Origin of the sequence: Streptomyces sp. NPDC006458, assembly GCF_040612135.1 — a bacterium.
In the GTDB taxonomy this organism is placed as follows: domain Bacteria; phylum Actinomycetota; class Actinomycetes; order Streptomycetales; family Streptomycetaceae; genus Streptomyces.
Genome location: NZ_JBEXPR010000024.1, coordinates 87835 through 112631 on the forward strand (window position 1 = coordinate 87835; position 24797 = coordinate 112631).

The 24797-nt window shown below is 70.4% G+C and carries 21 protein-coding genes; 4 read left to right on the forward strand and 17 right to left on the reverse strand.

The features are described 5' to 3' along the window. Nucleotides 1-17: 17 nt before the first annotated feature. Nucleotides 18-236 carry a hypothetical protein gene (locus tag ABZZ79_RS29140; RefSeq protein ID WP_356693676.1) on the forward strand — a complete coding sequence of 73 codons (219 nt, stop codon included), beginning with the start codon at nt 18-20 and terminating at the stop codon, nt 234-236. Between the two features lie 185 nt (nt 237-421). Then, nucleotides 422-2398 carry an AAA family ATPase gene (locus ABZZ79_RS29145; RefSeq protein ID WP_356693678.1) on the forward strand — a complete coding sequence of 659 codons (1977 nt, stop codon included), beginning with the start codon at nt 422-424 and terminating at the stop codon, nt 2396-2398. Nucleotides 2399-2493: 95 nt separating this feature from the next. On the opposite strand, the gene ABZZ79_RS29150 is transcribed toward ABZZ79_RS29145, so the two are convergent. Both ABZZ79_RS29150 and ABZZ79_RS29155 read right to left on the reverse strand, forming a co-directional pair. Further along, complete coding sequence (locus ABZZ79_RS29150; protein WP_356693680.1) at nt 2494-5160, reverse strand: Helicase associated domain protein; 2667 nt, start codon at nt 5158-5160, stop codon at nt 2494-2496. A gap of 1 nt (nt 5161) precedes the next feature. Continuing rightward, a complete protein-coding gene (locus ABZZ79_RS29155; protein WP_356693682.1) occupies nt 5162-5899 on the reverse strand; it encodes a hypothetical protein in 738 nt (245 codons plus the stop codon). Nucleotides 5900-6304: 405 nt separating this feature from the next. Between ABZZ79_RS29155 and ABZZ79_RS29160 the strand changes: the two genes are divergently transcribed. Both ABZZ79_RS29160 and ABZZ79_RS29165 read left to right on the forward strand, forming a co-directional pair. Beyond that, nucleotides 6305-6610 carry a hypothetical protein gene (locus ABZZ79_RS29160; protein WP_356693684.1) on the forward strand — a complete coding sequence of 102 codons (306 nt, stop codon included), beginning with the start codon at nt 6305-6307 and terminating at the stop codon, nt 6608-6610. 244 nt (nt 6611-6854) lie between these two features. Then, nucleotides 6855-8432 (forward strand): DUF2637 domain-containing protein, encoded by a 1578-nt coding sequence (locus ABZZ79_RS29165; protein WP_356693686.1) that lies wholly within the window; start codon nt 6855-6857, stop codon nt 8430-8432. A 446-nt stretch (nt 8433-8878) separates the two neighbouring features. On the opposite strand, the gene ABZZ79_RS29170 is transcribed toward ABZZ79_RS29165, so the two are convergent. The 15 genes from ABZZ79_RS29170 to ABZZ79_RS29240 all read right to left on the reverse strand — a co-directional run bounded on the left by ABZZ79_RS29170 (nt 8879) and on the right by ABZZ79_RS29240 (nt 24557). Continuing rightward, on the reverse strand, nt 8879-12445 hold the full coding sequence (locus ABZZ79_RS29170) for a LysM peptidoglycan-binding domain-containing protein (RefSeq protein ID WP_356693688.1): 3567 nt from the start codon (nt 12443-12445) through the stop codon (nt 8879-8881). 5 nt (nt 12446-12450) lie between these two features. Then, nucleotides 12451-12837, reverse strand: coding sequence for a pilus assembly protein TadG-related protein (locus tag ABZZ79_RS29175; RefSeq protein ID WP_356693690.1), 387 nt, complete (start codon nt 12835-12837; stop codon nt 12451-12453). A gap of 83 nt (nt 12838-12920) precedes the next feature. Then, complete coding sequence (locus tag ABZZ79_RS29180) at nt 12921-13376, reverse strand: TadE/TadG family type IV pilus assembly protein (RefSeq protein ID WP_356693692.1); 456 nt, start codon at nt 13374-13376, stop codon at nt 12921-12923. Next, on the reverse strand, nt 13373-13792 hold the full coding sequence (locus tag ABZZ79_RS29185) for a TadE/TadG family type IV pilus assembly protein (protein WP_356693694.1): 420 nt from the start codon (nt 13790-13792) through the stop codon (nt 13373-13375). The genes ABZZ79_RS29180 and ABZZ79_RS29185 overlap by 4 nt, the downstream gene beginning before the upstream one ends. A 43-nt stretch (nt 13793-13835) precedes the next feature. Then, the gene (locus tag ABZZ79_RS29190) at nt 13836-14024 is read right to left on the reverse strand and encodes an LPXTG cell wall anchor domain-containing protein (RefSeq protein ID WP_356693696.1); all 189 of its coding nucleotides are present in this window, start codon (nt 14022-14024) and stop codon (nt 13836-13838) included. Between the two features lie 23 nt (nt 14025-14047). Further along, nucleotides 14048-14935, reverse strand: a complete 888-nt coding sequence (locus tag ABZZ79_RS29195) for a type II secretion system F family protein (protein WP_356693746.1) — start codon at nt 14933-14935, stop codon at nt 14048-14050. Nucleotides 14936-14940: 5 nt separating this feature from the next. After that, the gene (locus ABZZ79_RS29200) at nt 14941-15861 is read right to left on the reverse strand and encodes a type II secretion system F family protein (protein WP_356693698.1); all 921 of its coding nucleotides are present in this window, start codon (nt 15859-15861) and stop codon (nt 14941-14943) included. Beyond that, on the reverse strand, nt 15858-17432 hold the full coding sequence (locus ABZZ79_RS29205; RefSeq protein WP_356693700.1) for a CpaF/VirB11 family protein: 1575 nt from the start codon (nt 17430-17432) through the stop codon (nt 15858-15860). The genes ABZZ79_RS29200 and ABZZ79_RS29205 overlap by 4 nt, the downstream gene beginning before the upstream one ends. Continuing rightward, a complete protein-coding gene (locus tag ABZZ79_RS29210; protein WP_356693702.1) occupies nt 17425-18294 on the reverse strand; it encodes a hypothetical protein in 870 nt (289 codons plus the stop codon). Before ABZZ79_RS29210 ends, ABZZ79_RS29205 begins: the two co-directional genes overlap by 8 nt. Then, nucleotides 18294-18998, reverse strand: coding sequence for an SAF domain-containing protein (locus ABZZ79_RS29215; RefSeq protein ID WP_356693704.1), 705 nt, complete (start codon nt 18996-18998; stop codon nt 18294-18296). Before ABZZ79_RS29215 ends, ABZZ79_RS29210 begins: the two co-directional genes overlap by 1 nt. A 28-nt stretch (nt 18999-19026) precedes the next feature. Next, the gene (locus tag ABZZ79_RS29220; protein WP_356693706.1) at nt 19027-19800 is read right to left on the reverse strand and encodes an ATP/GTP-binding protein; all 774 of its coding nucleotides are present in this window, start codon (nt 19798-19800) and stop codon (nt 19027-19029) included. 113 nt (nt 19801-19913) lie between these two features. Next, nucleotides 19914-20558: a hypothetical protein gene (locus ABZZ79_RS29225; protein WP_356693708.1), complete on the reverse strand. Its 645-nt coding sequence runs from the start codon at nt 20556-20558 to the stop codon at nt 19914-19916. A 248-nt stretch (nt 20559-20806) separates the two neighbouring features. Next, nucleotides 20807-21748, reverse strand: coding sequence for a replication-relaxation family protein (locus ABZZ79_RS29230; protein WP_356693710.1), 942 nt, complete (start codon nt 21746-21748; stop codon nt 20807-20809). Continuing rightward, nucleotides 21748-24063, reverse strand: coding sequence for a hypothetical protein (locus tag ABZZ79_RS29235; RefSeq protein WP_356693712.1), 2316 nt, complete (start codon nt 24061-24063; stop codon nt 21748-21750). Before ABZZ79_RS29235 ends, ABZZ79_RS29230 begins: the two co-directional genes overlap by 1 nt. Next, nucleotides 24060-24557, reverse strand: a complete 498-nt coding sequence (locus ABZZ79_RS29240; RefSeq protein WP_356693714.1) for a hypothetical protein — start codon at nt 24555-24557, stop codon at nt 24060-24062. Before ABZZ79_RS29240 ends, ABZZ79_RS29235 begins: the two co-directional genes overlap by 4 nt. Between the last annotated feature and the right edge of the window lie 240 nt (nt 24558-24797).

Consider the following 24797-nt stretch of genomic DNA (forward strand, 5'->3'; position numbering starts at 1 on the left):
CGGAGGGAGGTACCGCTGTGATCGTCCGACTCCTGGGTGGCCCGCTCGCCGGTCGCGTACTCACGACCACCGACGCCCCGTGGGCCGGAGGCTGGCTCACGGCCGGTGACGCCGACTGGGGCCTGTACGTTCCCGTGCACCGCGACCCGGCGACCGGCGTCGTCCTGGCGGAGGCCCGGATCACCATCCCGCGCCCTCGTAGGGGGCGCCGTGCCCCATGGGACTCCGGGCCCTAGCGACGAGCCCGGAGTCCCATGGCGGCGGGGGAGAGTCAGAGGCACAGAAATCGGCCGCGACTGTCAGTGGCGGGATTCATACTGACTGATCAAGCCACAACGCGTGGCCGCATCTGTCCCGTGTGGCACAGGTGTCGCGCTGTGCGGATCAGACAAGGGCAACGTGGCCCTTGGAGGGGAGTGCCATGCTGGTGACGTCCGTGGAGATCGAGGCGTTCCGCAACATCACGAACAAGCAGACCATGGCGGTCGACCCCGAGGTCACGTGCCTGATCGGCAAGAACGAGTCGGGCAAGACGACAGTACTTAAGGCTCTGCATCGGCTGAACCCGGCCAACAACGCCGACGACTTCCACGTCACCACCGACTACCCGCGGCGGGACTTGTCCAGGCACCGGCGCACAAAGGACCTCGACACGGTCGCTCCCGTGACTGCCGTCTTCAAGCTGGAAGATGCGGACTTCGACGCGATCGAGGAACTGCTCGGCGTACGGCCGCCGGCGAGGGCGTACGTCAAGGCGTCCCGCCTCTACGACGGCAGCCTCCGAGTCGATGTCCACTGCGCCCTCGAGGATGTTCTGACGGACGTCTTCGAAGAAGCAGGTGTCGACGATGAGGAGGACCAGAAGGCCATTGCTGGGGACCAAACGACCATCGAGGCCGTGAGCGCCGCGGCGAAGGCCCGCGCCAAGGAAGTGGGCGGCGGCAAGAAGACGGCCCGGGTGAAGGCGATCGAGAAGGTTCCGGCCGAACTGGACCGGCGCGAGCGGTACGTCGAAGGCACTCTCGACGACGACGAGCAGGACCAGCTGATCGAGCTGCTCCCGAAGTTCTTCTACTTCTCCAGCTACGAGATGCTCCCGGGCGACTGCGACCTCCACTCACTCACCGAACGCGGGAGGACCAAGCAGTGGGAGCGCGGGGACGAAACCATGATGTCCCTGCTCCGACTTGCGGGGGAGGGGCCGGAGGATTTCCTGGACGAGGACTACGCCAGCCGCAAGGCGGAGCTCCAGGCCGCCAGCCTGGACCTGAGCGCTCAGGTCTTCGAGTACTGGAAGCAGAACGAGGACCTCACGGTCGTCTTCGACACCGACCTGATTCCCATGCCCCCGGACGTCAACGGCCAGCCGCAGCCTCATCACCGGCTGCTCAAGATCGAGCTGCGCGATGACCGGCACGGTGGTGTGGAGACCAACTTCTCCACTCGCTCCACAGGCTTCCAGTGGTTCTTCTCCTTTCTCGCCGCGTTCAGTGCCTACCGCGACACCGATGAGCGCGTCGTTGTCCTGCTGGATGAACCGGGCACCAGCCTGCACGGGGAGGCGCAGGGCGACTTCCTGCGGTACGTCTACGGTGAGCTCGGGCCCAAGCAGCAGGTCCTCTACACCACCCACTCCCAGCACATGATCGACCCCACGCGGTACGAGACCATGCGCGCCATCCACGACCAGGCGACCCGCACAGACCCGAGCCTGGGTGTGGTCATCACCTCTGTCAGCCTGTCGGCCGATCCCAAGACGATCCTGCCGGTGGAAGCGGCGCTCGGCTACTCCGTGGCGCAGCACCTGTTCCTTGGAGCCGGCCCCCTCCTGGCCGTGGAAGGCAGCAGCGACTTCGTCTTCCTCATGCGCATGTCCGACTACCTGGTCAGCCAGGGCCGCACCGGCCTCGACCCCCGGCTGGCCATCATTCCGGTCGGCGGCATCGGCAACATGCCGGCCTTCATCGCCGTCATGGGGCGTCGACTGTCCGTTCGCGCGCTCATCGACGGAGCCGAGACCACCAAGGTGACCGCCAAGGTTCTCAGCGCTGCCGAGGCTGCCGAAGTCGACACGTCCCATATCACCGTCATCGGCCAGCTCGACGGGCTCCCGGACACCGCCGACATCGAGGACTTGTTCTCCACCAAGGACTACCTCTGGCTCTACAACAAGGCCACCAAGGTCACGGTCAACGAGGAAGACCTGATCACCCCCGACACGCCTCTCCCGATCCTCAAGCGCATTGGGATCGCCCGGGAGAAGCAGCGCAAGCCCCGGGACTTCGATCACGTCGGCCCCGCACACCAGCTCACCCGAGACAAGGACGCCTTCTTCGCGCAGGTCGACGACGAGACCCTCGACCGCTTCGAGGCGGTCTTCAAGAAGCTCGCGGCCTGAACTACAGACAGACACGAGACCCCGGGCCTCTGCGGCCCGGGGTCTCTCTGTGCTCTGGAACGTCGGACCGGTTCAACGACCCGTCGACAGGATCGTCACGCCCACTCCACCCCCAGCTCCCGCAGCGCCTCCAGCTGCTCATGGGTGAGCTTGTCGCGCCTCGATTTGGTGTTCGAGACCCATACGCCCAGCTTCACCGCCACCGGTTCCGCCTCGCTGCCGACCGTGATTTCCTCGCTGTGGCCGCGTGGCACCGGCCGGTCAGCGCCTTCCCGTTCCACCCACTGCGCGAGGGCCGTCAGGCCCCGCTGGAACGCCTGCTGCGCCTTGCCCCGCCCCTTCGCCGCGCGCCCGGCCGCCGGGGCGGCAGGGGGCTCCTCAAGCGGCTTGACGCCCAGCACGGTCAGCCGCTCCTGCTGCTCGGGCAGGAGCCGCGACCAGGTGCCCGGCTGCTTCTGCTGCTGGAGCCACTTGCCGATGTCGTCGCCGTCCATCAGCACGCCGGGTGCGATGTCGGGCAGCTGGCCGTTGGCGTCGACCAGGTCGGCGAGCACCCGGTAGTGGCGTTGCCAGTCCAGCGGCCACTGGCAGTCCCAGTCCGGGTCGATCTCCGTCAGCTGCGCCGCGCGCACGGCGGCCCGCTCCGGGTCCTTGCCCAGGCCGTTCTTCGCGCCCTTACGCCGGAGGTTGGCCATGTGCTGCCCGACGGGCACCATCGCCTCGCCCTCGCCCCACACCGCGTCCTGACGCGGCGCGAGGTGCCCGGTCGCCCGCCGGTACGACCGGAGCGCGGCGAGCTTGGCCTCCCACGCTTCCTCGCCCGGCTCCCAGATCATCCCGGCCTCCGGCGCATCCAGGAGGACCTTGCGCCGCTCCTCCAGCTCCCCGGCCCGCAAGGCCTTCCGCTGCTGATGCACCCACCGCCCAAGCGGAAACGCCTTCGTCGCCCCGACCTCGACCTCAACGTCGTAGGGCACGGCGTAGACGCCGGTGATCTCGCTCTCCGCCCGCCAGCGGATCAGGGCCTGGTAGCCCTCCAGCCACACCAGCGACTCCGGCCGGTACACCCGGGTACGCAGGAACGCGGCGATCGTCGCCGCGTCGCGGGGAGAGGAGAAGTGCAGCAGGGCGGACTCGGCAGCGGCGTCGGTGTCGTCCTGCTCCTGGTCCTCGCCGTCGCCCTCTCCACCAGCCCCGACGATCCGCCCGTCCTCATCGCGCTGGAGGTGGACCTTGCGCTTGCCGCTGGTGAGGGCGCGGGAGGCGAGCTGCTCGACGAGTCGTTCATCATGACTGCGCAGGCCTTGCAAAACGGCTACAAGGGGGCGGAACGAGGCGGAGGCGACCATGTCCTGCGGGTCCTCGCCGGGCTCCAGGAACACCGGCACGATGATCCTGGCCACCTTGGTGGAGCCGTCCTTGTTGAGCCTCAGCGCGCGGCCGATGTTCTGCACGATCTCCACCTGGGAGCCGCGGGTGTCGGCGAAGCAGACGGCCTCGACTCCCCGTTCGCCGGTGATGTCTACGCCTTCCCCGAGCACGCGAACGCTGGCGAGGAAGGCGCGGTGGACCCGGCGCCCGGCGGCGTTGATGCCGTTGGCGAACTGGCGGATGACCTCGCGCCGCTCGCTGACGAGGTGGTCGCCGCACAGCCACGCCGACCACACCCGGTCCGGGGGTACGTGGCGGCCGGCCTCGAGTTCGTAGAACTCCGCATCGATGGAGGACTTCGGCAGTTTGTCTGCGGCGGCCAGGTCCTCGTCTGAGGCGTCGTTGACGTACAGCTCGGCTGCGGTCTCCGGCAGCTTCTCCGCGAACGCCGCCGCCTCCTCCACCTTCTGGTGGAACGTCATGACCGTACGGAGATTGTGCGCGGCGGCGTGCTCCAGGAGCGCGGTCTGCAGCAGCGCCAGGCGCCGGCCACGCCGCGCCTCCTCCGATTCTCCACGGACCGGCGAGGGGTCGTGGATCTCCAGCACGTCGATCTCGAAACCGGCGAGGATCTCGCGCTCGATCGCCTCTGACAGTCCGAGTTCCGCAATCCACGCGCCGTACGTGCCCTCCGGGTCACCGGCCATGGTCGCGATTTCCGCCTCCTGGCCGTCCGCGCCCCTTCGCGGCTGGGGAGCCGCCAGGATGCGCGGGGTCGCGGTCAGGTAGAGCCGGAAGTCCGCCGGGATGCGGGCGTTGTCGTGGATCGCCGCCCACGGCCGACCAAGATCACCAGCGGTGCCGTGGGCCTCATCCACGATCGCGAGGTCGAAGCCGGCCATCTGCTGTCCGTACAGGCGCTCCCCGCCCGCCAGAGCGGCCTCCAGCGGCCCGCGAACCTTCCGCCGGCCTGGAGCGCCGACGTCCTCGCGGTCCACCAGAGAGGCGTACGTCGCGAACACAACGACCGGTCCGTGCCCGGCCCAGAGGGCGAGCTGGATCGGGTTCGTGGTGGTGCGCACGCCCAGCTCGTTCAGCACCGTGTCGTTCTTCAGTGAGCACACCGCGGCCATCGGGGCCCGGTGGCCCACGAGGCGCCACGCGTGGGCGGTCTGGGCGAGCAGGTCCAGGGTCGGGACGGTGACGAGGATCCGGCCGTCCGTGAACGACTCCAGCGCGCACGCGGCGGCCGTGATCGTCTTGCCCGAACCGGTCGCTGACACGATCGTGCCCCGGGCACCCTGCGGGGGCACAGATGACCTTGCAGGGAATCCTACCCACCTACGGAACGCGGAGCGCTGGTCTACTTGGTGTTCGCGAAGGCTGATCACCTCAAGACTCCTTGAGGGGTGGGGCCGTCGGCGGGGGCCCAGCAGGTTCGGGGTTCCGTGCTGTCAGTGGGCTCTGTTGCTTGCGGCGTCGGCGTAGTTCCCGCTGGGCCTGGGCTCGGGCGCATTCGCGCGTGCAGTACTTGATACCGGTGGTGCGGTTCTGTCCGTACTCGGCGCGACCGCGCTGGCGGACGAAGGCCCGCCGGCAGGTCTCGTTGGCGCATTCTCGGACTGTGGCGTCCTCGGCGAGGTGGTTGTAGAGCTGCAGGAATGCTACGGCCAGGAGCGTGGGGTAGCGGTCTTCGAGGCTGCTGATGCCGATGCTGAACGGCTTCAGGGCCGAATTGAGGGAGCTGGTCAGGGAGTCGATCCTCAAACTCAGCAGTTCCTCACGCATGTGGTCCAGGTCGCGTGGCCAGGTCTCCTCCTCGTGGCTGTTCGCGGCCTGCCACCGGGCGAGTTCTTCTTCGGTGGCCTCGGCTTCGACGAGTGCGTCCAGCTCGCCCCGGCCGAGGGCCAGCCAGGTGGCGATGGCGTCCTGGGCGTGTGAGACGAACAGGGTCGCCAGCTCGCCGTGGAGGGCGGACGGGCCGCGCTCGGGGTGCAGCCTGTCTGCCAGCTCGGTGAAGTAGTCGTGCTCGTCCACGTCCAGGCTCAACGAGCCGACGTCTCCGCCCAGATGCCCGTACGCCCGCATTAAGGCGGCGACCGCATCCAGATCGGCCGGGTCGAGCTTCATTAACTCACGCAGGTAGAAGTCCTCCGGGAGCGGGACGGTCCGCTCATCGGGGGAGCGGAGCCGCGGAGTCCAGACGATCCACTGCCCTTCGGTCCTTGCGTCGGGGAGAGGAGTCAACGACGGGGCGGGAACGGGGACACCCGGCCAGAGCGTGGGACGAAAACGTTGGTCAACGTATGCCGCCATGTGCGGCATCATAGCCAACACCGAGGGGCACGAGGGACATCAAGTTCGTACCACCTCTACTGGGGCCAGCCCAGAGGAACTCATCGTGACGCAGTGATCAGGACCGCAAAAACGTCGGAGACCTGCACAAGCACCGAGTCGCCACCGCGCCACGCACCAGAGGCTGGACCGTCCACCCCTGAGCGACATCGTCACCATTGACACCAAAGACCACATGTTTTGCTCGCGGCCTACCTCGCCAAGCTGGCGCACGTTGTCGGCGCGAACGAAGTTGACCTGGTCAGCCACGAGCTCACTGATCCAGACCTGACGATGGCCGGCTTTGCTGTGTTGTGGCACCTGGACCGCCGTCGAGCCGCTGGCCTCTACCCTGGTCCCGCCTACAAGGGGTGGGCACAGCCGATGGCCCGGGCCACGATCGACCACTCCTTCCTGGCTCAGCGCCTGCGGGAGTGGTCACTGTTCCGCGCCATTACGCTCAAGCTGCCCTGGCGGCCGGAGGATCGGCGGATTACCACTCCATGAAGTTCCCCCCTGCAATCCGCCAGCTCGTACCGGACGGCAGACTGTCGGGATGCGTGATGTGCTGACGGATGACCAGGCTTCGGCTACTTCCGGGGTGAAGGGGCCGACTGTTCCGGACACAGACGAGTCTGCTCCAGGAAACCGGAAAATCGTTCCGCCCGCACGGGGCAGCGTTCCGCCCGCACGGGGCAGCGTTCCGCCCGCACGGGAAAGGGTTCCGCCAGTAGACGTACCTCCGGTTCGTATGGATCCCAGCAAGAGCACCAGCCCTTCAGCTGCGCCCAAGCCGTGGTCGGTGAAGGCGATGCGATGGGTCGTTGCCGTCTCCGGTCTGTGTGCGGCCGTGGTCGCTGGCATCGGGTTCGCCGGCTCCTACGCTGCTCTGCGAGACCTCGCCCTGAACCACGGGTTCGGCACCTTCTCTTATGTCTTTCCGATCGGCGTTGATGCGGGGATCGTCGCCATGTACGGGCTGGACCTGGTCCTGGTCTGGCGCCGAATGCCCAAGCCCGTGCTCCGGCTGGTGGCCCACATCCTGACCCTGGCCACGATTGTGTTCAACGCGGCCTCGGGCGAGAAGCCCGTTAAGGATGACCCACTCGGCGCCTTCATGCACGGCGTCCTCCCCCTCCTCTTCGTCGCCGTCGTCGAAGCCCTGCGCCACCTGATCATCCGCACCAACAAGCTGGTCCTAGCGATCGAGTCGGACCGGATCCCGTTCCACCGCTGGCTGCTGGCCCCATGGAGGACCTGGTGCCTGTTCAGGAGGATGAAGCTCTGGGACGTCACCTCCTACAAGCAGATGGTCGCCATGGAGCTGGAGCGGACCATCTACCAAGCATGGCTTCAGCATCAGCACGGCCCCAAGTGGAGGAAGAAGGCCGGCGCAGCCGCAGTGCTGCCCTTCACTCTGGCGCCCTTCGGTATGAGCGTGGACGAGGCTCTGGACCTGCCCCGCAAACAGCAGGAGGACGCCGACCGTCGCCGGGACGCCGAACAGGTCCGGATTGCGGCGGCCGCTGAACGTGAGGAGCAGCGTGTTCTGGAGGAAGAGGAGCGCCAGGCCGAGGCGACCATCCGGCGCATGAGCATCGGCGCGAAGGTGACCGCCGCCAAGCACCAGATCGCGGCACAGACCACCTCGGCCGAGACAGAGGCCCGTGCGGCCGAGACGGCGGCGAAGGTGGCGGCAGAGACCGCGGAGAAGACCGCCCTGCTGTCGGCGGAATCGGCCCTGCGGCAGGCGGAACGGAAATCCTCGGAGACGGAACGCCAGGCTGCAGAGGCGGAGCGGCTGGCTGCGGAGGCGGAACGTGAGGCCTTGGAGGCGGAACGTGCCGCGGAACGTCAGGAGCGGGCGGAAAAGACTGCCGTTGAGGCGGAGGCCGATGCACGCGCCGAGCTCGCCCGGCGTCGTGCCGAGGAAGACCGCTTGGCCCGGGCCCGAGCGGCGGACGAAGCGGCGCAGAGGGAAGCGGCGGCACAGACCGCCGAGGCAGAGCGGAAGGAAGCTGTCGCGCGGCAGGCGGAGGCCGACCGGCGAACCTCACTCGCCCGGGAGGCTGCCGCCCGGGCTGAGCTCGCCGCGCAGGAAGCCGACGACACCGCTCGCCTGACCTCCCGAGAGCGCGGAGAGCGGAAAGTCGCCCGCATGATCTTGGCTGCGCACCGTGCTCTTCCAGAGCATGAGCGGCCGGTCGAACCGGACATGTACGCCGTGTCCCTGGAGGAGATCGGCAGTGTTCTCAATGTGGCCCGTACGGCTGCCAGTGAACGTCGGCAAGCCGCCGCTGGCCTCATCAAGGACGGCTACACCGGCTGACCCGCTCTGTCCGGCCCTGGGGGTGGTCGCGGCAGGCCCGGCATCCGACCCAGGGCGCTGCAGTCCCCGAAAGGTGCCTGCCCAGGTAGGTAGCGGGCCGGTGCGAGAACCCGTCCGGGGGTGCGTCCGCTCACGCGGTTCTCTCACCTCCCGGCCCTGCCCGCCTTCGGGACCGTTCCTCCTCAGAGGTGCCGCCCAGTCTGACCTGCTGTTTTCGAGCCGGGTCACTGTTTGGGTCACCGTTCAGGGAGTGACCCAAACAGTGACCCGTATGACCGGAACTACCCCGGCGCCGGGCGCCGGAGGCCGGTGTGAGGATCCAGCGTTTTGCTCGTGGGTTCACGGGCTGTGGCTGAGAGCCTCGACGAGAACAACCCGATGATGTCCGGGAGCGAGAAAAGGGGGAGGGACCGCCGAGTCGGCGGTCCCTCCCCCTTTCCCGATGGTCAGCGGCGGGTGGCCTGCACCATGCGGATGGCCTCGGCAGTCTCTTCCTCCATGGCCCATCCGTTGTCGGCGAGGAGAGTCTCAAGTCGCTGGATGGCTTCTTCGAGTCCGTCGTGGTCGCCTAGGAGCGCCAGGGCACGGAAGCGATGGCGCCACAGCTCCTCGCGTTCGCGGGCGACGTCAAGTCCGCGGCGGGCCGCCCACAGCGCGCCCCGGCCGTCCCCGGCCTCCAGGCACCAGTCGGCGAGCAAGGCCGCGGAGTTGGTGACCTTGTCGTTGATCTCCTCCACGATCGGCTCGGCCCAGCCGTAGTAGGTGGAGCTGACGCCGGAGAAGGGGCGGCCGCGGACGAGCTCGAGCGCGCGGCGGAGGAGGACTGGCCCCTGCTCGCGGGGGACCTGCAGCGCTACGTCATGCAGGAGCTGGAATTGCGCCCAGTCGCATTCGACGTCGACCAGCCGATGGCCGTCGGCGTGCTTGGTCATGCGTCGGAAGTACTGCTGCCCGTTGTCGTCGGTGCCGAGCCACCGGCGGACGTCACGCAGCCGGGTGTTGCGGGTGTTGGGGCTGGTCAGGCCGCCGCGCGGGGAGAGGACTTCGTCGATCTGGGGCGCGGTGGCGCCGGGGTGGAGGACGAGGAAGGCGGCGAGCTCGGTGGCGCGGGTGCGGCGGTTGGAGTCGACGGTGCCGCAGGCGCCGGTGATCTCCACGGTGCCCAGGACGCTGATCAGGGGCCGGTCCTCGGGGAAGTCGATCTCGGGGAGAGGCGTACAGGTAGCCGCAGGCGTGCGGGCGCCGTCGGCCGACTGGGGCGCGGGTAGTCGGACGGTGATCTGGGGCAGTGCGTGGGCGGTGGGCAGGACGACATGGCCGGGGGACGCGGCGGCGGGCAGGACCGGCACTGCGTTCCTCCCGCCATCGCTGCGGGCGTCCCTTGCCGTGGCGACCGTGGTTGGGTCCGCGTCCGTGGTGCTGCCGTCGGTCTTCGCAGGGCTGGCAGGGGGCTCGTGCGCGGCTTCGGGCTCGCTCTGGCCCGCGTCCGCGCCGTCGCTCTCCCCGGTGGCGGTGTCTTCGGTGTCGTCCAAGTCCTCACCGAGGTCGTCGTCGAGGTCGGCGAGGCGGGCCAGCAGGCTTGGCTTCGCCTCGGCCGCCAGCGGGACCTGCTGCGGCACGGGGACTGGCAGGCCAGCGGCTTCGGCACCGGGGAGGAGCTGGTCGAGGGGGAGCGGCGGGGGAGCGGGGACGCCGGTGCCGGAGCCCGCGGTCACGGCGAGGGTGAGGATGTCGGCGTACTCGTCGTCGCTGCATATCGACAGTACGCACCGCAGGTTCGTGTTCGGCACTGGGAAGTCGCTGCTGTCGGTGTCGATCTCCCACACGCTGGCTGTGGGGCGGGCGGGCTGGGTGCTGGAGGTGATGAGCGTGGTCGAGGACAGTGGCTCGTCCTGCAGAAGGGTGTCGATCCGGTCGGCAGCTTCGGGGGAGGGGCAGGTGTCCAGATCTGCGAGGACCACAAGGGGGCTCATCTCGTCAGCCTCCGATGACAGCCGTGCGTGGGCCATGCCGGGCAGTCCGGCGTCAGCCATGAGTTGCTGCTGGTCGGTGTGATGGGCGCGGGCGGCATCCGCGGCCGACTCCAGGTCTGCGTGCTCCTGGACGCGCTGGGCGTCGAGCAGCCCCAGCCCTGGGGCGGTGTCCTCGCCGGCGGCTGCGACATCGACCTCCCCGAGCGGGGAGAGCGTCAAGGAGATGCCCAGTGTGCGGAGCATCTGGAGGTGGTGGCTGCCCGTCAGGTGGAGCGTGCCGAATTCGTCCAGGTCGACCAGGAGGAGACCACCCCTCGTGTCGTCGCCGAGGGGGACGAGTGCCGGGTAGGGGGCGGCGACACTGGCGAGATCGTCGTCACTGAGGAGCTCGGCGGAGTCAGCCGGGCACCACCAGACTCCGGGGCGGTCCTTGACAGTGGTGAAGGGGGTTTCCGGGGTGAGGTCCTCCCCTTCCTGCTCGGTGTCGGACAGGTGCAGCAGGATCCCCTCGGCGCCGAGCTGGACGGCGGCCAAGGGCGGCAGCTCCCGGCCTTCGGCCACCAGTCGGGAGGCGAGCGTGCGCAGGGCGGCGTCCAGCAGGAGCAGTTCGGCGCTGGAGTCGACGCTGCGCAGCGCCTGTTCGGTGGCCGCGGCGGTGCCGGTCGGCATGGCGATGTTCAGCCCGGTCCCGCGGCGGCGGCGCTGCAGAGCGCGGCGGCGCCGGAGCATCAGGACGACGGCGCCAGCGGCCAGGACACTGCCCGCCACAGACGCCGCCGCGAGGACGGCGCCTGTGGCGGAGCTGCCGTCGGCCTGCGGAACGGTGTCTGGTGACGTGATCGGGGCTGGGATGGTGCCCTGCGGGGTCGGGGCGGCGGTGGCGTCGCCGGGAGCGGGGGTGGTGCGGCCCGGGGCCGGTGTGCTCGGGGAGGGGGCCGGTGTCTCGGCGGCGGGCGGAGTCGCCTTCTCAGTGCCGGGAGCGGGGGAGGCAGGCGGCTTCGGCGCGTCGGGCTGCGCGGGCACCTTCCGCTTCGGCTTCGGGGCGGTGCGCTCGGGGGCTGGCGGCTCATGGTCGGCGGTCTGGGGGAGGTCGAGGATCTGTCCGACGTAGATCATGTCCGGGTCGGTGAAGGTGCCGCCGCCCGGGACGGGCTCGCCCTTGTTCGCTTCGTAGATGGCGGGCCAGTCCTCAGGGTCGCCGTGCGCGTCGGCGATGGACCAGAGGCTGTCACCGGCCCGGATCGTGACGCTGTCCGCATCGTCCGCCGTCGCGGCGGAGGCGGAGTGGGCGGCGGGAGCGTTCGTGCCCGGGGAGGTGCCGACCCGTGTCACGGACGCCGGGGTTTGCGCGGCATCGTCCTGGACCGGAGCGGCGGCCGGGATGTTGGGCCGGGCGTCGGCCGGCAGCCTGATGACGGCACCCTTGGGGAGGTACTGGTCGCCTGCCGCGAGTTCAGGGATGTCGGGGTTGAGCGCGGCGATGTCCTTCCACCGCTTGCCGTCGCCCAGGTAGTCCTCCGCGAGGTCCCAGGGCAGCTCGCTGGCCGAAGCCACTGTGTGTCGGGGCCCACCGTTCTCGTCCGACCGCGCCGACGCGGCGCCGGCCGCCTTGCCGACCGCGGTGCTGGCCTCGCCCACGGTGTGGGCGGCGGTTGCCGCGACGGCGGGTGTGACGGTTGCTGCCGACGCGGCGGTGGGGGCGAGCAGCGCGATGCCGCCAGCGAGGAAGGAGGCGAGGGACTGCAGCGATCCCAGTCCCTTGATCTTCGGGGCGGAGCGGCGGCGCAGCACGGCGACGATCTCCACCAGGGCGGAGAAGGCGAAGGCGGCCCATCCTGCCCAGCCCAGGCAGGTCAGGACGACGAGGAAGAGCCGGCCGTCGTCCTGTTCCGCCAGGCTGAACCCGTCGGCGAGCTCGGTGGGCTGGTGTCCGACTGCCAGCAGCAAGTAGGGGACACTGGCGAGGAGGGCAGCCAGGACGACGAGCCCGAGCACGGCCCGCAGCAGGAGTCCGGCGGTGCGCAGGGGGGCGGGGGTCATGGAACTCAGCCTCCGGCTTGAGTCTGCAGGTGCGCGGTCGCGGTGCCGGTCACGTGGATTGTGCCCACTCCGACGAACTGCGCGAAGTAGGTCTGGTAGCTGTCGCGGACGTTGACGGTGAGGCTGCGCCCGCCGTCGGTGATCTCGGCGCTGCCCTCCAGGCCAGCGGCCGCAAGGTAGTCCTGGGCGGCCGCGACGGCGGCGTCCGGGTCGATGGTGATGGAGCTGCCCTCGACAGCTTGGGGCACGTTCAACTGCTGGCCGGCACTTCGGGCTGCCTCCTGCGCGGCCGACGTGGCGCGGTTGGCCGCGTTCAGCGCGCCGCTGCCGTCGACCAGCAGGCCCATCACCATCAGCAGCGACACTGAGATCAGGGCGAAGAACAGAGACATCGACCCGCGGTCACGTTCGCGGGGGTGGAGGCAGCTGGCTGCTGCCGCCCGCCACCAGGCCGCGTTCCGCTTCGGGAGGGAGGTCACTGGCGTCCCCGGTAGGTGTCGATGGAGCTGGTCCATGAAGCGGTGAGCGTCTTGGAGCCGGGAAGGCCCGGCAGCCCGATGTCGGACAGGTCAGCGGTGCACGTGATCGTCGCGGTCACGGTCGCCTCCTGCCCGATGTCGAGGGCGTAGCCGGAGGTGTCGACCGTGACGCTGGAAGCCCGGCAGGTGACGCCCTCGCCTTGCAGACTGCGGTCGGCCGCCGCCTGCGCGCTGGCCTTTGCGGTGCTGGCGTCCCGCTCCAGGGAGGCTGCCCGGGCAGCGGCCCGGGCAGCTCCGTCCACGGAGCCGGCCGCGCTCGTGACCCGCCCGAACGCGATCATCAGCAGCAGCAGGCCGATCACCACCGGGGCCAGGACCGCAGTCTCCAGGGCGTAGGAGCCCCGGTCGCGTTCCCGGCCACGCGTGGAGTGGGCACACAAGGCTTGGGTCATGGTGCGGTCACCCGCTCCACGGGGGCGTCCGCGTGCTCGGCGACATCCAAGGTCAGCCCGGGAACCAGAGTGGCGACGTGCCCGCGGACCGTGATGCGGACCATCTCCGCCGTGCTTCCGTCGGAGGACACGCTCGCTCCCTGGACGCTGCCGCCGAATCGGTCCAGATACGTGCGGGCCTGGGCCACTCCGTCGCCCTCGCTGGCGCCGTACTGCCGCCCGGCCTCGACTCCCTGCCGCGCCGCCGACTGGGCGACGCTCTTGGCGTGGAAGTAGAAGCCGGTCTGGATGATGGTGAACCCCAGCGCGAGGACGACGACGGCCAGGACCGCGAACTCCATGCTGGCCATCCCCCTGTCGCCGCCCGGATGGCGTCGGAGCGCCGCCCGGAGGCGGCGCAGCCGCAGATCTCTCACCCTCGCCTCCTCGCCCTCTGCTCTCCTGTGTCTTCTCGTCCGGTCAGCCGCCGTTGATAATGCCGATCTTCTCCATGAGCTTGGTGCGGATCGCGACGACCAGCAGGCCAGCGCCGACCAGCAGGGCGCCGGCGATGAGGGCGAGTTCGGTGGAGGTCTGGCCGGTGTCCCCGCGGTTCTTGAGGGCCTGGTAGTGGCTCTTGATCCACACGGTCAGAGTCTGGATGTCCATGGTGGTTCCCCCTTTTTGGGTGTTCAGCTTCCGAGGATGGTGATCGTGACCGGGATCATCACGAAGACGAGCATGAGGATGACGCCAGCCGTGACCGGCAGGACCATCGCGGCGGACGCCGCGTTCGCCTGGGCTTTCGCGTCGGACAGCAGCGCGATGCGCAGCTGACGGGCCTGGGCCTGCAACGTGGTGTAGACGGCGGCACCCTCTCCGGCGAGGGCGAGGGTGTCGGCCGGGCGGGTCAGCTCGGGGATGCCGAGTTCGTCGCCGAGCTGCTTGAGCGCGTCCCACACGGTGACGCCGGCGAGGTCTGCTTGGTGGAAGACCTGCCGCATACGAGCGAAGATCCAGCCGTCGCCCACCTCCGCAGTCTGGGTAAGGGCCTGGGCCGCGCCCGAGTTCGCGATACGGGCCAGTGCGACCCGCTCCAGGTAGGAGGCGGCCGCGTGCCGGACGACCTGGCGGGCGGCGGCCGCGTCGCGGGCGACCTCCCTGCCGGGCCAGAGCCAGAACAGCACCGCCAGTGCCAGCGACACGAATGCGGGCATCGCGAACGGCAGCGGGCTTCCGGCGAGCGCGAGCAGCCCTTGGAGCAACTGCGGGAGCAGCAGCCCGTACAGGGCGAACAGCGCCTTCTTGCCGAGGTGCTCGGCGGGGCTGATGCGCAGCAGCGCCAGGTCCTGGGTGGGCAGCGTGAGACGGCCGCCGAACTCGCCCAGGAGCCGGGTGCCGACCCGCTCGGGGAGGCTTCCGGTGGACACCGGCGCGGCCGAGGTCACCAGCGGTCGTCCGGTCTTGGCGACGTCGAGGCGGTCGAGCGCGGCGGCGAGGTCCCGGCGGGCGGGCAGGAGCGCCCGGACGGCCAGGCCGATCAGCGCGCCGGCGGCCGCCGCGGGCAGGACGGCGTGCATCGGGATCACCGGGGGCCTCCCGTCAGGGTGGGCAGGGTTGACACAGGTAGCGGGTCAATCAGGCGCGGGTCCGGCTCGGATCGGGCGATCTTCCGCAGCCAGCGCAGCGTGTAGGCGAACGCGCCGCCCAGGCCTGCCAGGACGAGCTGCCCGAGCGGCGACTGGTACCAGCCGGACCAGGCGTCGTTGAGCATGCAGCCGATGACGACGACGCAGATGACCATGGAGACCATGCGGGACGACTTGCGGACCTTCGCTCGGTCGGCCTCGATGTCGCGGGCGTCTGCGGCCTGCTGGTGGATTGTGACCGCCAGCGCTTCGAGGGCGTCCGACAGGCCGGGGCCCTTGTAGACGGCGTGGGACTGGAACAGGAGCACGACGTGGTCGCTGACACCGTCGGCGAGTTCGTCGGCGAACAGCGCGAAGGCGTCCTCCGCCTCCATACCGGCACGCAGCCGGTCCGACAGGGCCCGCACGTTCGCAGCGATCGGCTCCGGCGCGGCCTTGGCGGAGGCGCGGATGGTCTGCGGCAGGCCGATGCCAGCCTGGTGGATGCCAGCGAGGTGGTTGAGCCATTGTCCCAGCGCCTCCAGCCGCTCGATTCGCAGGCCTGCGGCGGTGCCGGGGTTGAGGACGTAGGGCAGGCCGAAGACACCGGCGCCGGCGAGGAGGCCGTGCACCGGCCAGCCGGTCCATGCCCACACCACCAGTGTGGCGATGCCGGCGGCTGTGACCAGGTGTCGCCACCGGCGCCGCCACTTCTCCGGCAGCTCCGCCCGGGCCTTCTGGATCCGCCCGGTCATCCGGGACGCCGGTTTCGTCGGGTCGACCACACGGCCGCGAGCCTCGCGCACGGCGGCGGCGATGCCCAGGACGGCGACGACGGCGCACAGGGCCGCCGCGAGAGCGAGCTGAGAGGTGTTCACCGGCGCCCCACCGTCCTGAGCGGCCCCATCCAGGCGCCGAACGGTCTGTCGGCGAGCCATTCCCGGCGCATCAGCCCGGTCAGCTCCAGATCGTCTATGAAGGACGGCATGTTCTTGTACACGGCGCGGATCTCCCCGGCCTGCGGCGCGAACAGCTCGGTGGTGACCGGCCGGCCGCCCTCGCCGACGACGTCATGGACCTCGTAGATGTGGGAGACGAAGCGGTGCTTCTGCCCGCCGACCGCCGTCTCGTCCAGGTAGGTCAAGTAGACGACCAGGTCGATGGAGGAGGCGATGAGGTGGTGGGCGGCCTCGGTCTGCATCCCTGCCTCTGTGCACAGCTGCACCAAGCGGCTGATGATGGAGTGCGGGCGCCGCACGTGGAGCGTGCACATCGACCCCGAACCGCCGGCGGACATAGCCTGCAGCATCGGCACGATCTCCGTGGAGCGCACCTCGCCGACGATCACCCGCGTCGCGTTGTACCGCAGCGCGGTAGCGAACATGTCGGAGATCGTCACCTCACCCGCCGAGCCGCCGCCGCGGGTCTCACCGTTGGACTGGCGGGCCTCGAACGCGTACGTCACCGGCCCCGGCTTTGGCCCCGGCTCGTCCAAGTACAGCTCACGGTCCGACTCCAGGGTCACCAGCCGCTCCGACGGCGGGATCTCCCGCCCCAGCGCGCGCAGGAGAGACGTCTTGCCCGCGCCCATGTCGCCGACAACCAGGATGTTCATCTTGGCGTGCACGCACGCGGTCAGGAACCGCTCCAGCATCGGGTTGATCGAGCCCCACTGGACCAGCTCGGCGATCCCGTGCTGGCGGATCCGGTGCCGGCGGATCACCACCGACGGCCGGGTGGTCAGCAGGCTCGCGGTCACCCGCGACCCGTCCGGCATGCGGAAGCCCACCATCGGGGTCGCCTGCGTCAGCGCACGCTCGCCGTGACCGGACAGCCTGGCCATCCGGTTGACCCAGGTGATCAGCTCCTCGTGGCTGTCGGCGACCTTCTCGATCGTCTGCCGGGGCCGGCCGTGGTACTCCACGTGCGCGCGCAGCCCGTCGACCATCACGTCCTCGACGCCGTCCTGGTCGAGCAGCGACTGCAGCCGCCCGCCCCGGTACATCGAGTCGAACACCGCCGTCCCGACCGCCGCCTCCTGCTCGGATGTCAGTGGGGTGTTGCCCTGCGCGTAGGCGGTCGCCCAGTCCGCGACCGCGTTGCGCACCAGACGCCGGGCCAGCGCCCGCCGGTCCGCCTCCTCCAGGAGCTTGTCGGGGTCCTCGCGGCTCAGCTGCGTTGACACCCGAGCCTGGAGGTCCTCGATCACGTCCCACGCCACCGGCAGCGCGCCGGGCAGGCCCGCGAGCGCCGGCACGGCCGTGACGCCGCCGTCCGCAGCGGCAGGGGCGGCCGCCGCAGCCTGCTGGGCGGGCGTGGGCGGCGCTGCAGAACCAGTGACGGGAGCGCGGCGCTGTCCGATCCGGCCCACGAGGAGACCGGCGATGTCCTCGCGGCCCATCGGCGGCACCGCGCCGTCCGCGCCCGGCCGCTGCTGGGTGTCAGCCACGACGTCCTCCCCGCTCCGCGAGCCGTTGCAGCATCCCCGTGATCTGGACGCTGCTCTTACGCCCCAGGTACTGCTGCTGTATCCGGCGCCGGGACGCCGCCGCCTCCATCTGCTCGGTCGCCGTCCGAGCGTGCCGCAGCAGAGCACTGCGCGCGTACCCGCGCGGCGGACGGCCGCCATTGATGTAGAAGCCCGCCGTGGACGGATCGAACGGCAACGCGGCCAGCACCGGCGTTTTGAGGGCGTCGGTGACCTGATGTGCCCGCGCTTCCCCCTCCTCGATCAGCAGCAGCCCTAGCGCGTCCATCCCGCTGCCGCGCTCGGTGAGCTCGGTGCGCAGCGGCTCGATGATGTGCCGGGCCAGCGTGAGGGACTGCTCGGTGCCCCGCACGACCAGCAGTACCAGGTCGGCCTGGTACAGCAGCGGCGCCGGGGTGAGCGTGGTGTGCAGCCGCCCGGACTCCAGGGCGATCCGCCCGGCGTCGACGAAGACGTCGTGACCGGCCTCCTCCGCCATCACATGCAGCACCTCGCCGAGCGCCGTCCAGGTCCGGACCAGCGCACCGGCCTGCCCCGGATCGGTCAGACCGGGCAGCAGCTTGCGGTGCCCGGCCTCGTCCAGCGACCACAGATGAGACGCGAAGGCATTCGCCAGGGCCTCCGGCCCGGTCCGCTCGGCGGCCGCCAGGTGGTACAGGCCCAGGCCCGCGTTGATTTCACCCTGGAGGAATCCGGCGCGCAGCGTCCCGCCGGCCGGGTCGCACTCGGCCAGCAGGGAAGGCCGCTTCGACGCGAGGGTGAGCGCGAGCGCGCTGGTGGTGACCCCGCAGGACTTCGCGGAGACGAGAGCGGTGACCGGCATCAACTGCTCCGTGGCTGGCGGACGATCGCGACCCGGCCCTGTGAGGCGCGGGTGGCGAGCAGCGGACCGTCGGAGGGTGCGACCGCGAGGTTGACGACGACGCTGCCGGAGGCATCGGGCCGTGAGACGGTTACTACAACCGCGCTCACGCTCGACGGAGGCGCCTCGGCCCTGTTCCCGGCCTGCTCGTTCTGCGCCGGGGTGGTGACGGCCAGGACCTTGTCGCCGGGCGCGAGCGTTCCGGTGGGGGCCTGGCCTCGCTTCACCTGCACGCCGACCTGCTGCTTGTCGTCCCCGAGGCCGGTGCCGACCGAGAGTTGGGAGGCGGTGAGCAGCCCGCCCTTGCGCAGCTCGACCGCTGTCCGCTTGCCCAAAACGGATGCCTTCTGCGCGGCGGGCACAGGGGTGAGCGCGGCGTCGGCGGAGACCTCGGCGACGGTCAGGTCCGCCTCCGTCAGCGGCTGGCCGGCCGGGACGTCCCGTGCGACGGCCAGGACCTTGGTGCGGTCGCTCGCGGAGGTGACCGCGGCGGCCGCGCCCAGCCCGGCGACGGCCGCCAGCACGATGCACAGCGCCGCCACCGACCAGCGGCGCTCCTTCTTCACCGGCACGCTCGTGGTGATCGGGATCTCCGGACGCCCGGGACCGGAGGGGCCGGTGGGACCCGAGGGACGCGGGACCGGCGGCGAAGTGGGCGTTTCCATGGATGGTGCCTCTCAGGAACAGGAAGGGCTAGTTGAGGACCTGGACCTCGACGACGGTGATGTCCGTTGCGCTCTCCCGGACCTCGGTTATCTGGCCGGCCTGGGCTCCGCCGGTGACCTCCCAGTCGATCGACCATGTCGAGGTCGCGGTCACGTGGTACTTGCCCGTCGGCGTGGTCGAGGACGGGGCCGTGTAGCGGTGGCCGCAGTCCGGCGAAGGCCTCTTGCCGTACTCCGCCTTGTAGGGGGTACCGGGGGTCGTGCAGGTCACGGTCGTGCCGTCGCCCATATTCCACACGATCTTGCTGACGCGTGCGGTGGCCGTGACGCTGACCGGCCCGATGGAAGCCGATGCGACGTTGGGACCGTAGGTCTCGGGCCCGGTCGCGGTCCACATGTAAACGGGCAGGCCGACGACGCCCTTGCCGCCGGGCTTCGGCGTGATGCCGATCTGCGGCCCGCGCAGCAGCATCTTGTCCACCGCCTGCCGGGCGACGACCGCAGGGTCGATCACGGGCGCGCCGCCGCCACCAGGCGGAGCTTCGGCGAAGATGTTCTTGACGTCGTGGATGCCTGTCTCGCGGTCGAGGCAGTCCTCGATGTACATGGAGACGCCCGGCTTGCGGCCGTCGGCACCCCACAGGGCGCTGTCGTCCGGAGGCTGGGGGTCCGCGAGCTCGTAGGTGCAGCTGTAGCGGCTCTCTGTGTCGCCACCGCCACCGCCACCGCCTCCACCACCGTTACCTCCGCTGCCGCCTCCACCGCCGGGCCCGGTGCCGCCGGGATCTCCGGGCGTCTCCACGATCGGACAGACGAAGTCGGTCTCGCAGGGTGGCTTCGTTCCTTCCGCTGCAGCCGTGGCGGGAAGAACCGCCGACAGGACGAGGGGCAGGACGAGCGCGACGTACCGGCGGGCTAGCACGGCTGGTCCGCGTGCAGCTCGTACTTGAGGACCTTCCACGAACCGTCCCAGCGCTCCAGCAGGCCGGTGATCACGTACTTGCTCACCGCGGTGGAGGCCACCGGGGCAGGCTTTCCGGTCTTCTTGTCGGTGATCTTCCACTCGGAGACGTCCAGGCAGGCGGAGACCGAGGCGTTGGGGGTCTTCTTCCCCAGCTCCGCGCCGGTCACGGTGGGGTTGCTGAGAACCGGCTTGCCAGTCATGAGCCGGCCGTTCGACTTCAGGTTGGCCACCGTCTCCTCGGCCTTGTTGAGAGCCTCGGCAGCGGCATAGCGCTTCAAGTCCGTGCCCTCGACCGCCGGCACCGCGTAGGCCTTGGGAAGTTCCGCCCAGTACGCCTGGTACGCCGCGATGGCCTCCTTCTTCGCAGCATCCTCTGGTGTCTCGTTGGTGGCGGTGGGCAAGGCCGGGGACGACGTGGAGGGGAGCGTCGTCGGCTTCTGCGACGCCGGCTCGCTGGTCGTGCAGGCGCTGACCGTGGCGAGGGCGGCGAGGAGGACCGCAAGAGCGCCTTGTCGGCGGAGCGGAATAGTACCGACGCGCACGCGTCGCATGTGCGTATAGGCCATCACGATGTCTCCCGATGCATATGCGGTCACCCGGCGCCACCTGCGCTTGTAGTCCCCCAGGGGCCCGCCGCGTACCGCGGGGCCACTTCCATTGCGCGAAGGTCAAGACTACGCAAGATCACGCCAACCGCGCTTCGGATAAAGGTTGTTGAAGTTTCCTTCTTGCGACGGAATCGGCCAATTTAGTTCCGGGGAAAGGCCAGAATCTGTCAGGTCGGTGGCGCGAAGGGGCTCCGCGCCGGCCGCCGGGTGCGTTCCCCGCAGGGTGTGAGGGGTCATCAGGCGGCCTGCGGGGCGAGCAGGACGTCTGTAGGGGTGGGGTCGCCGAGCAGGGGAGTGACAACGGGGGCGAACGGGCCGTGGGACACGAGCTGTTCGAGGGTGGTGATCCCGACGGCGAGCTGGGGGGTGAGCCTGACGCGGGCGTCGGCGTCGGCCAGGGCCCGCAAGTCCTCCGTCCGGCGCCGCAGGACCGTCTCGCTGGCGCCGGTCAGGACGATCAGAAGCCGGGGGACGGCCGGGTAGCGGTCGCGCCACGCCTCGCGGCCGGCGGCTCGGGCGGTGGCGCGGTGGCCGGGTGGTGGTGCGGGAACGTAGGTGGCGTAGCGGGCGTAGGAGGTGAGCTTCCGGCCGAGGCGTCCGACCTGCATGGTGGCCCGGTCGATCTCCAGGAAGTAAGTGAGCAGCCGGCGTCCGTTGGGCGTGACGCGGGTGTAGCGCAGGACGGCGTCGGGGATGAGGAGGGCGTCGTCCCCGACACGGTTCTCCCCGTCGCGGACGCGGTGCACGAGTTCCGGTTCCCAGTCCAGCGGCCCGCACTCGTCCCTGTACGTCCGGGCCCAGGTGGTGAACGCGAGCCCGGACTCGACGACGGCCAGGGTGTGCTCCTGCAACTGGGAGGCGGCCGTCTCGGGGCTGATGCGGTAGGCCCGGGCGGTGACCTCGCGGCTGGCCTCGACGATCTCCGCGCCGCGCGGGGTGACGAACCAGAGCAGCTCCGGGCCGCCGAGCTTGCCCGCGCGCCGGACGGTGCACTCCACCAGGCCCAGGCCGCGCAGTTCCTGAAGGACGCGCCGCAGGTAGACGGGCCGTCGGGTGTGAGGGGTCAGCATCCGGTGGAGCTGGCCGGTGGCGACCAGGCGGTGCTGGTAGAGCACGGGCAGCAGCTGCTGCCCGAGCCGCGGCAGCCCGGGGGCGGGGGAAAGGACGGGGGTGGTCATCAGCCGATCTCGCTTCCGCTGGTCAGGCCCGGGATGGTGGTGTGGTGCGTCTGCGCCGGTGCCGTGCGGGCGGGGCGCAGGACGGCGAGTTCGGTGAGGATCCGGTTGTCCAGGCCGGGAAGCCCTCCGGCGTCGTCGCCGTCGAGGTCGCGCAGGATCTCTCGGACCGTCCGCCGCCGCAGGTTGCTGTCCACCGCCTTCTCCAGGGCAGGCAGCAGCTCGGGGTGGTGGTAGTCGGCGAAGACTTCGTGCAGCGGCACGCCGGCGACCCGGAACGGGGTGGTGCGCTCGCCGCGGAGCATCGTGGACATCACGTAGTTCCACTTCGGAAGCGACACCAGCGTCTGGGGGGCGACCGGCTCCATCCGCTTGGTGACGAAGGCGGCTTCGTCGCTGTCGGCCGCCGCCGCCGACAGCAGCGACTGGTTCTGCATGAGCGCCATCCGTGTCTCAGCGCTCAGCCGCATTGCCATCTGGGTCATCCCCATCAGCCGGAGCTCGTATTTGCGCAGCTGCTCCAGGATCGCGGCGACGTAGCCGCGCGAGGCCCCGTCGATGGCGGTCAGCTCGTCGCAGAACGCGAACATCGGAGCCAGCAGGTCCTGGTCGACGCCTTCGCGCGAGCAGCCGGCCCTGAACAGGTCGAACAGCAGCAAGGAGGTGATGACCTGGTCCGACGCACCCGTTCCCGAGCAGCGCAGGAGCACGATCTTCGAGGTGTCCATGGCGTGCCGCACGTCGTAGGCCGACTGCGGCTGGCCCAGGAACGCCCTGAGCGAGTCCGACGTCTCCAGCCGCTGCATCGTCTGCGTCACGACCGGGACCGCGTGGCCTTCGTAGCGGGGGAACGTCTTGTGCCAGAAGCGCCCCATGCGGACGGGAAGGTACTGCAGGACCTCTTCACGCCATTCCTCGTCGGTGAGCAGACGGGTGATGGAGAAAAGCGTCGGCTGGAGATCCGGGCGTCCACGCCGGCACATCTCCAGCGCCAGGTGGACCAGCACCTGCACGGCGTGCGACAGGATCGCGTGGGCACGCGGTGCCCCGTCGCCCCAGCCCTGTGCGGCGGCCAAACCGCCCACGACCGCGCCGATCACGTCCTGGGCCTCGGCCGGGGCGCGGCCCTCCATCGACAGCGGATTCCACGACCCGACCCGCGCGGAGGGATCCTTCACGCTCAGGTCGATCAGCCACACCCGCTCGCGCAGAGCCGGATGCGCCAGGTAGGGCATGGCCTTCCTCATCGCCGCACCGTGCGGATCGAGGAACCACGCGCCCGTCCCCCCATACGCCAGGGCGACGGCCTGGAGCAGGGCGAGCTCGCTCTTGCCGAAGCCTGACTTCCCGAACGATGCCCCGAAGAGCACGTCAGCCTGGGGGACCGCAGCCAGCCGCACCCGCCCGTCAGCACCCCGGACCCGCCCGAGCGGCACGACGCCCGGCTGGCCGGTCCACTCCGGAAGCCCGGCGGGCGCGGGCGGCACCACCCCGCCGGTGCGGACCACGTTCACCGCCTCGCAGTGCGTCGACGCCGGCTTCAGCAGCGCCGCGACTTCCTCCGCGGTCACCCACTGCCGTTTCGACGGAAGGAACTCGCCGGTTCGATACCGCCGGTCGAACGACCTCCGGCGCCACCACACGTTGCTGTACGGGCTCCACGCCGTACGTCGTGGCCCCACCGGCCGCCACCAGTTCTCCCCCCTCCAGGCGTCCATCACGGCCATCACTTGGTGCAGCAGCGTCCGGGCACGCGCCAGCTGGCAGGCCTCCACCCGGACGAGGACCTGCACCGCGAAGACCTGCGCGTCCGCGTCCGGCAGGAACTTGCCCACGCCGTCCGCCAGATCCGCCTGCCGCGCCCGCTGAGGAGAGGCCTCCCGCGATGCGGGGGACTTGAGCCCGCCGCTCAGCCCGGCCAGCACCTGCCCGAAGACCGACCCGGCGCGGCCTTCGTTGCTGCCGGGGGCGAACTGCTCCCCGTACGCCGAGGGGCCGCGCCGGGCCGCACGTCTCATCAGTTGGCGCCTCCACCGGGCCACCTTTCTGACCGAGACCGGGACCAGGTCCACGATCAGATCCGCCCGCTCTCCCCGGCCGCTGTCGATGTGCGCGCACGCCGCCGCCATCATCTGCAGGGGGTCGGGGGTGAGGCTGGCGACGGCCAGCCGCCGGTGATCCGGACGCGCGAGCACGAGCTCGGCCCGTGCCACGTACCTGCCCTGGTTCTCCGGCGAGGGCCCGTGCATCCCCCACTCCTTGCTCTGCCGGTTCGCCGCCGGGCGGGCGGCAGGTTCCTTCTCGAGCACGTGCCTCACCGGTTCTCACCCCCGCCGCTCTTCGCAAGCGGATCGATGACGGCGAACCGGATCGGCTGTGCCTCGCCGCTCGCGCCGCGGTCCGTCTCCAGCACCTCCACCAGCGGGAACGACGGCAGCCGCAGCAGATCTGCGGACCGCGTCGGCCCCTCCAGCCTGGTCGCCAGGTTTCCGTCGACGCTCCAGTGCCGGATCCGGACCCCGGCCGCGCGGCGCGGCAGCCACCCGGCCTCCGCCGGGACCCGCGCCAGACGCGCCGCATGGCGCTCGATCTCCGCCGCTGACGGATCGAAGTCCCGCGCGGGAACGAGGTCGACGGCGGTCCGGCACCTCAGCGCGGCCCGACCCCGGAGATGCCACCGCACCCATCCCGCCGCCCCCAGCACCGCGGCCGCAGAAGCGAGCAGGCCGAGCCACCACAGATGCGGCGCGACGCTCTCCATCACCGCGGTGACGGCGGATACGGCCGCGCCGGTCAAGGCTTCCGCCATCATGCACCCGCCGCCGCCGCCGCCGCCGCCGGCACGGCCGAAGCGCCGGACGCAGCGCTCTGCCGTCCGGCCAGGCACTGCCCTTCCCCTGCCATGCGTCCTCCCCGAAGCCCGAGGCGGCCCTGCGCCGCCCCTTCACCTCCGCAAGGACTTCCGGGCGCCGGAACGTGACAGGTCTGCGCGAAAAATCTTCAGCCGCCTGCGCTACGGGATCTCGCAGAGCACCACGCGCGGGCGGCCAGG

Coding starts and splice junctions, on each gene's coding strand:
- ABZZ79_RS29145 (WP_356693678.1), top strand. CDS start 422: ATGCTGGTGACGTCCGTGGAGATCGAGGCGTTCCGCAACATCACGAAC.
- ABZZ79_RS29155 (WP_356693682.1), bottom strand. CDS start 5,899: ATGAAGCTCGACCCGGCCGATCTGGATGCGGTCGCCGCCTTAATGCGG.
- ABZZ79_RS29165 (WP_356693686.1), top strand. CDS start 6,855: ATGGATCCCAGCAAGAGCACCAGCCCTTCAGCTGCGCCCAAGCCGTGG.
- ABZZ79_RS29170 (WP_356693688.1), bottom strand. CDS start 12,445: ATGACCCCCGCCCCCCTGCGCACCGCCGGACTCCTGCTGCGGGCCGTG.
- ABZZ79_RS29175 (WP_356693690.1), bottom strand. CDS start 12,837: ATGTCTCTGTTCTTCGCCCTGATCTCAGTGTCGCTGCTGATGGTGATG.
- ABZZ79_RS29180 (WP_356693692.1), bottom strand. CDS start 13,376: ATGACCCAAGCCTTGTGTGCCCACTCCACGCGTGGCCGGGAACGCGAC.
- ABZZ79_RS29190 (WP_356693696.1), bottom strand. CDS start 14,024: ATGGACATCCAGACTCTGACCGTGTGGATCAAGAGCCACTACCAGGCC.
- ABZZ79_RS29195 (WP_356693746.1), bottom strand. CDS start 14,935: ATGCACGCCGTCCTGCCCGCGGCGGCCGCCGGCGCGCTGATCGGCCTG.
- ABZZ79_RS29210 (WP_356693702.1), bottom strand. CDS start 18,294: ATGCCGGTCACCGCTCTCGTCTCCGCGAAGTCCTGCGGGGTCACCACC.
- ABZZ79_RS29215 (WP_356693704.1), bottom strand. CDS start 18,998: ATGGAAACGCCCACTTCGCCGCCGGTCCCGCGTCCCTCGGGTCCCACC.
- ABZZ79_RS29230 (WP_356693710.1), bottom strand. CDS start 21,748: ATGACCACCCCCGTCCTTTCCCCCGCCCCCGGGCTGCCGCGGCTCGGG.
- ABZZ79_RS29240 (WP_356693714.1), bottom strand. CDS start 24,557: ATGATGGCGGAAGCCTTGACCGGCGCGGCCGTATCCGCCGTCACCGCG.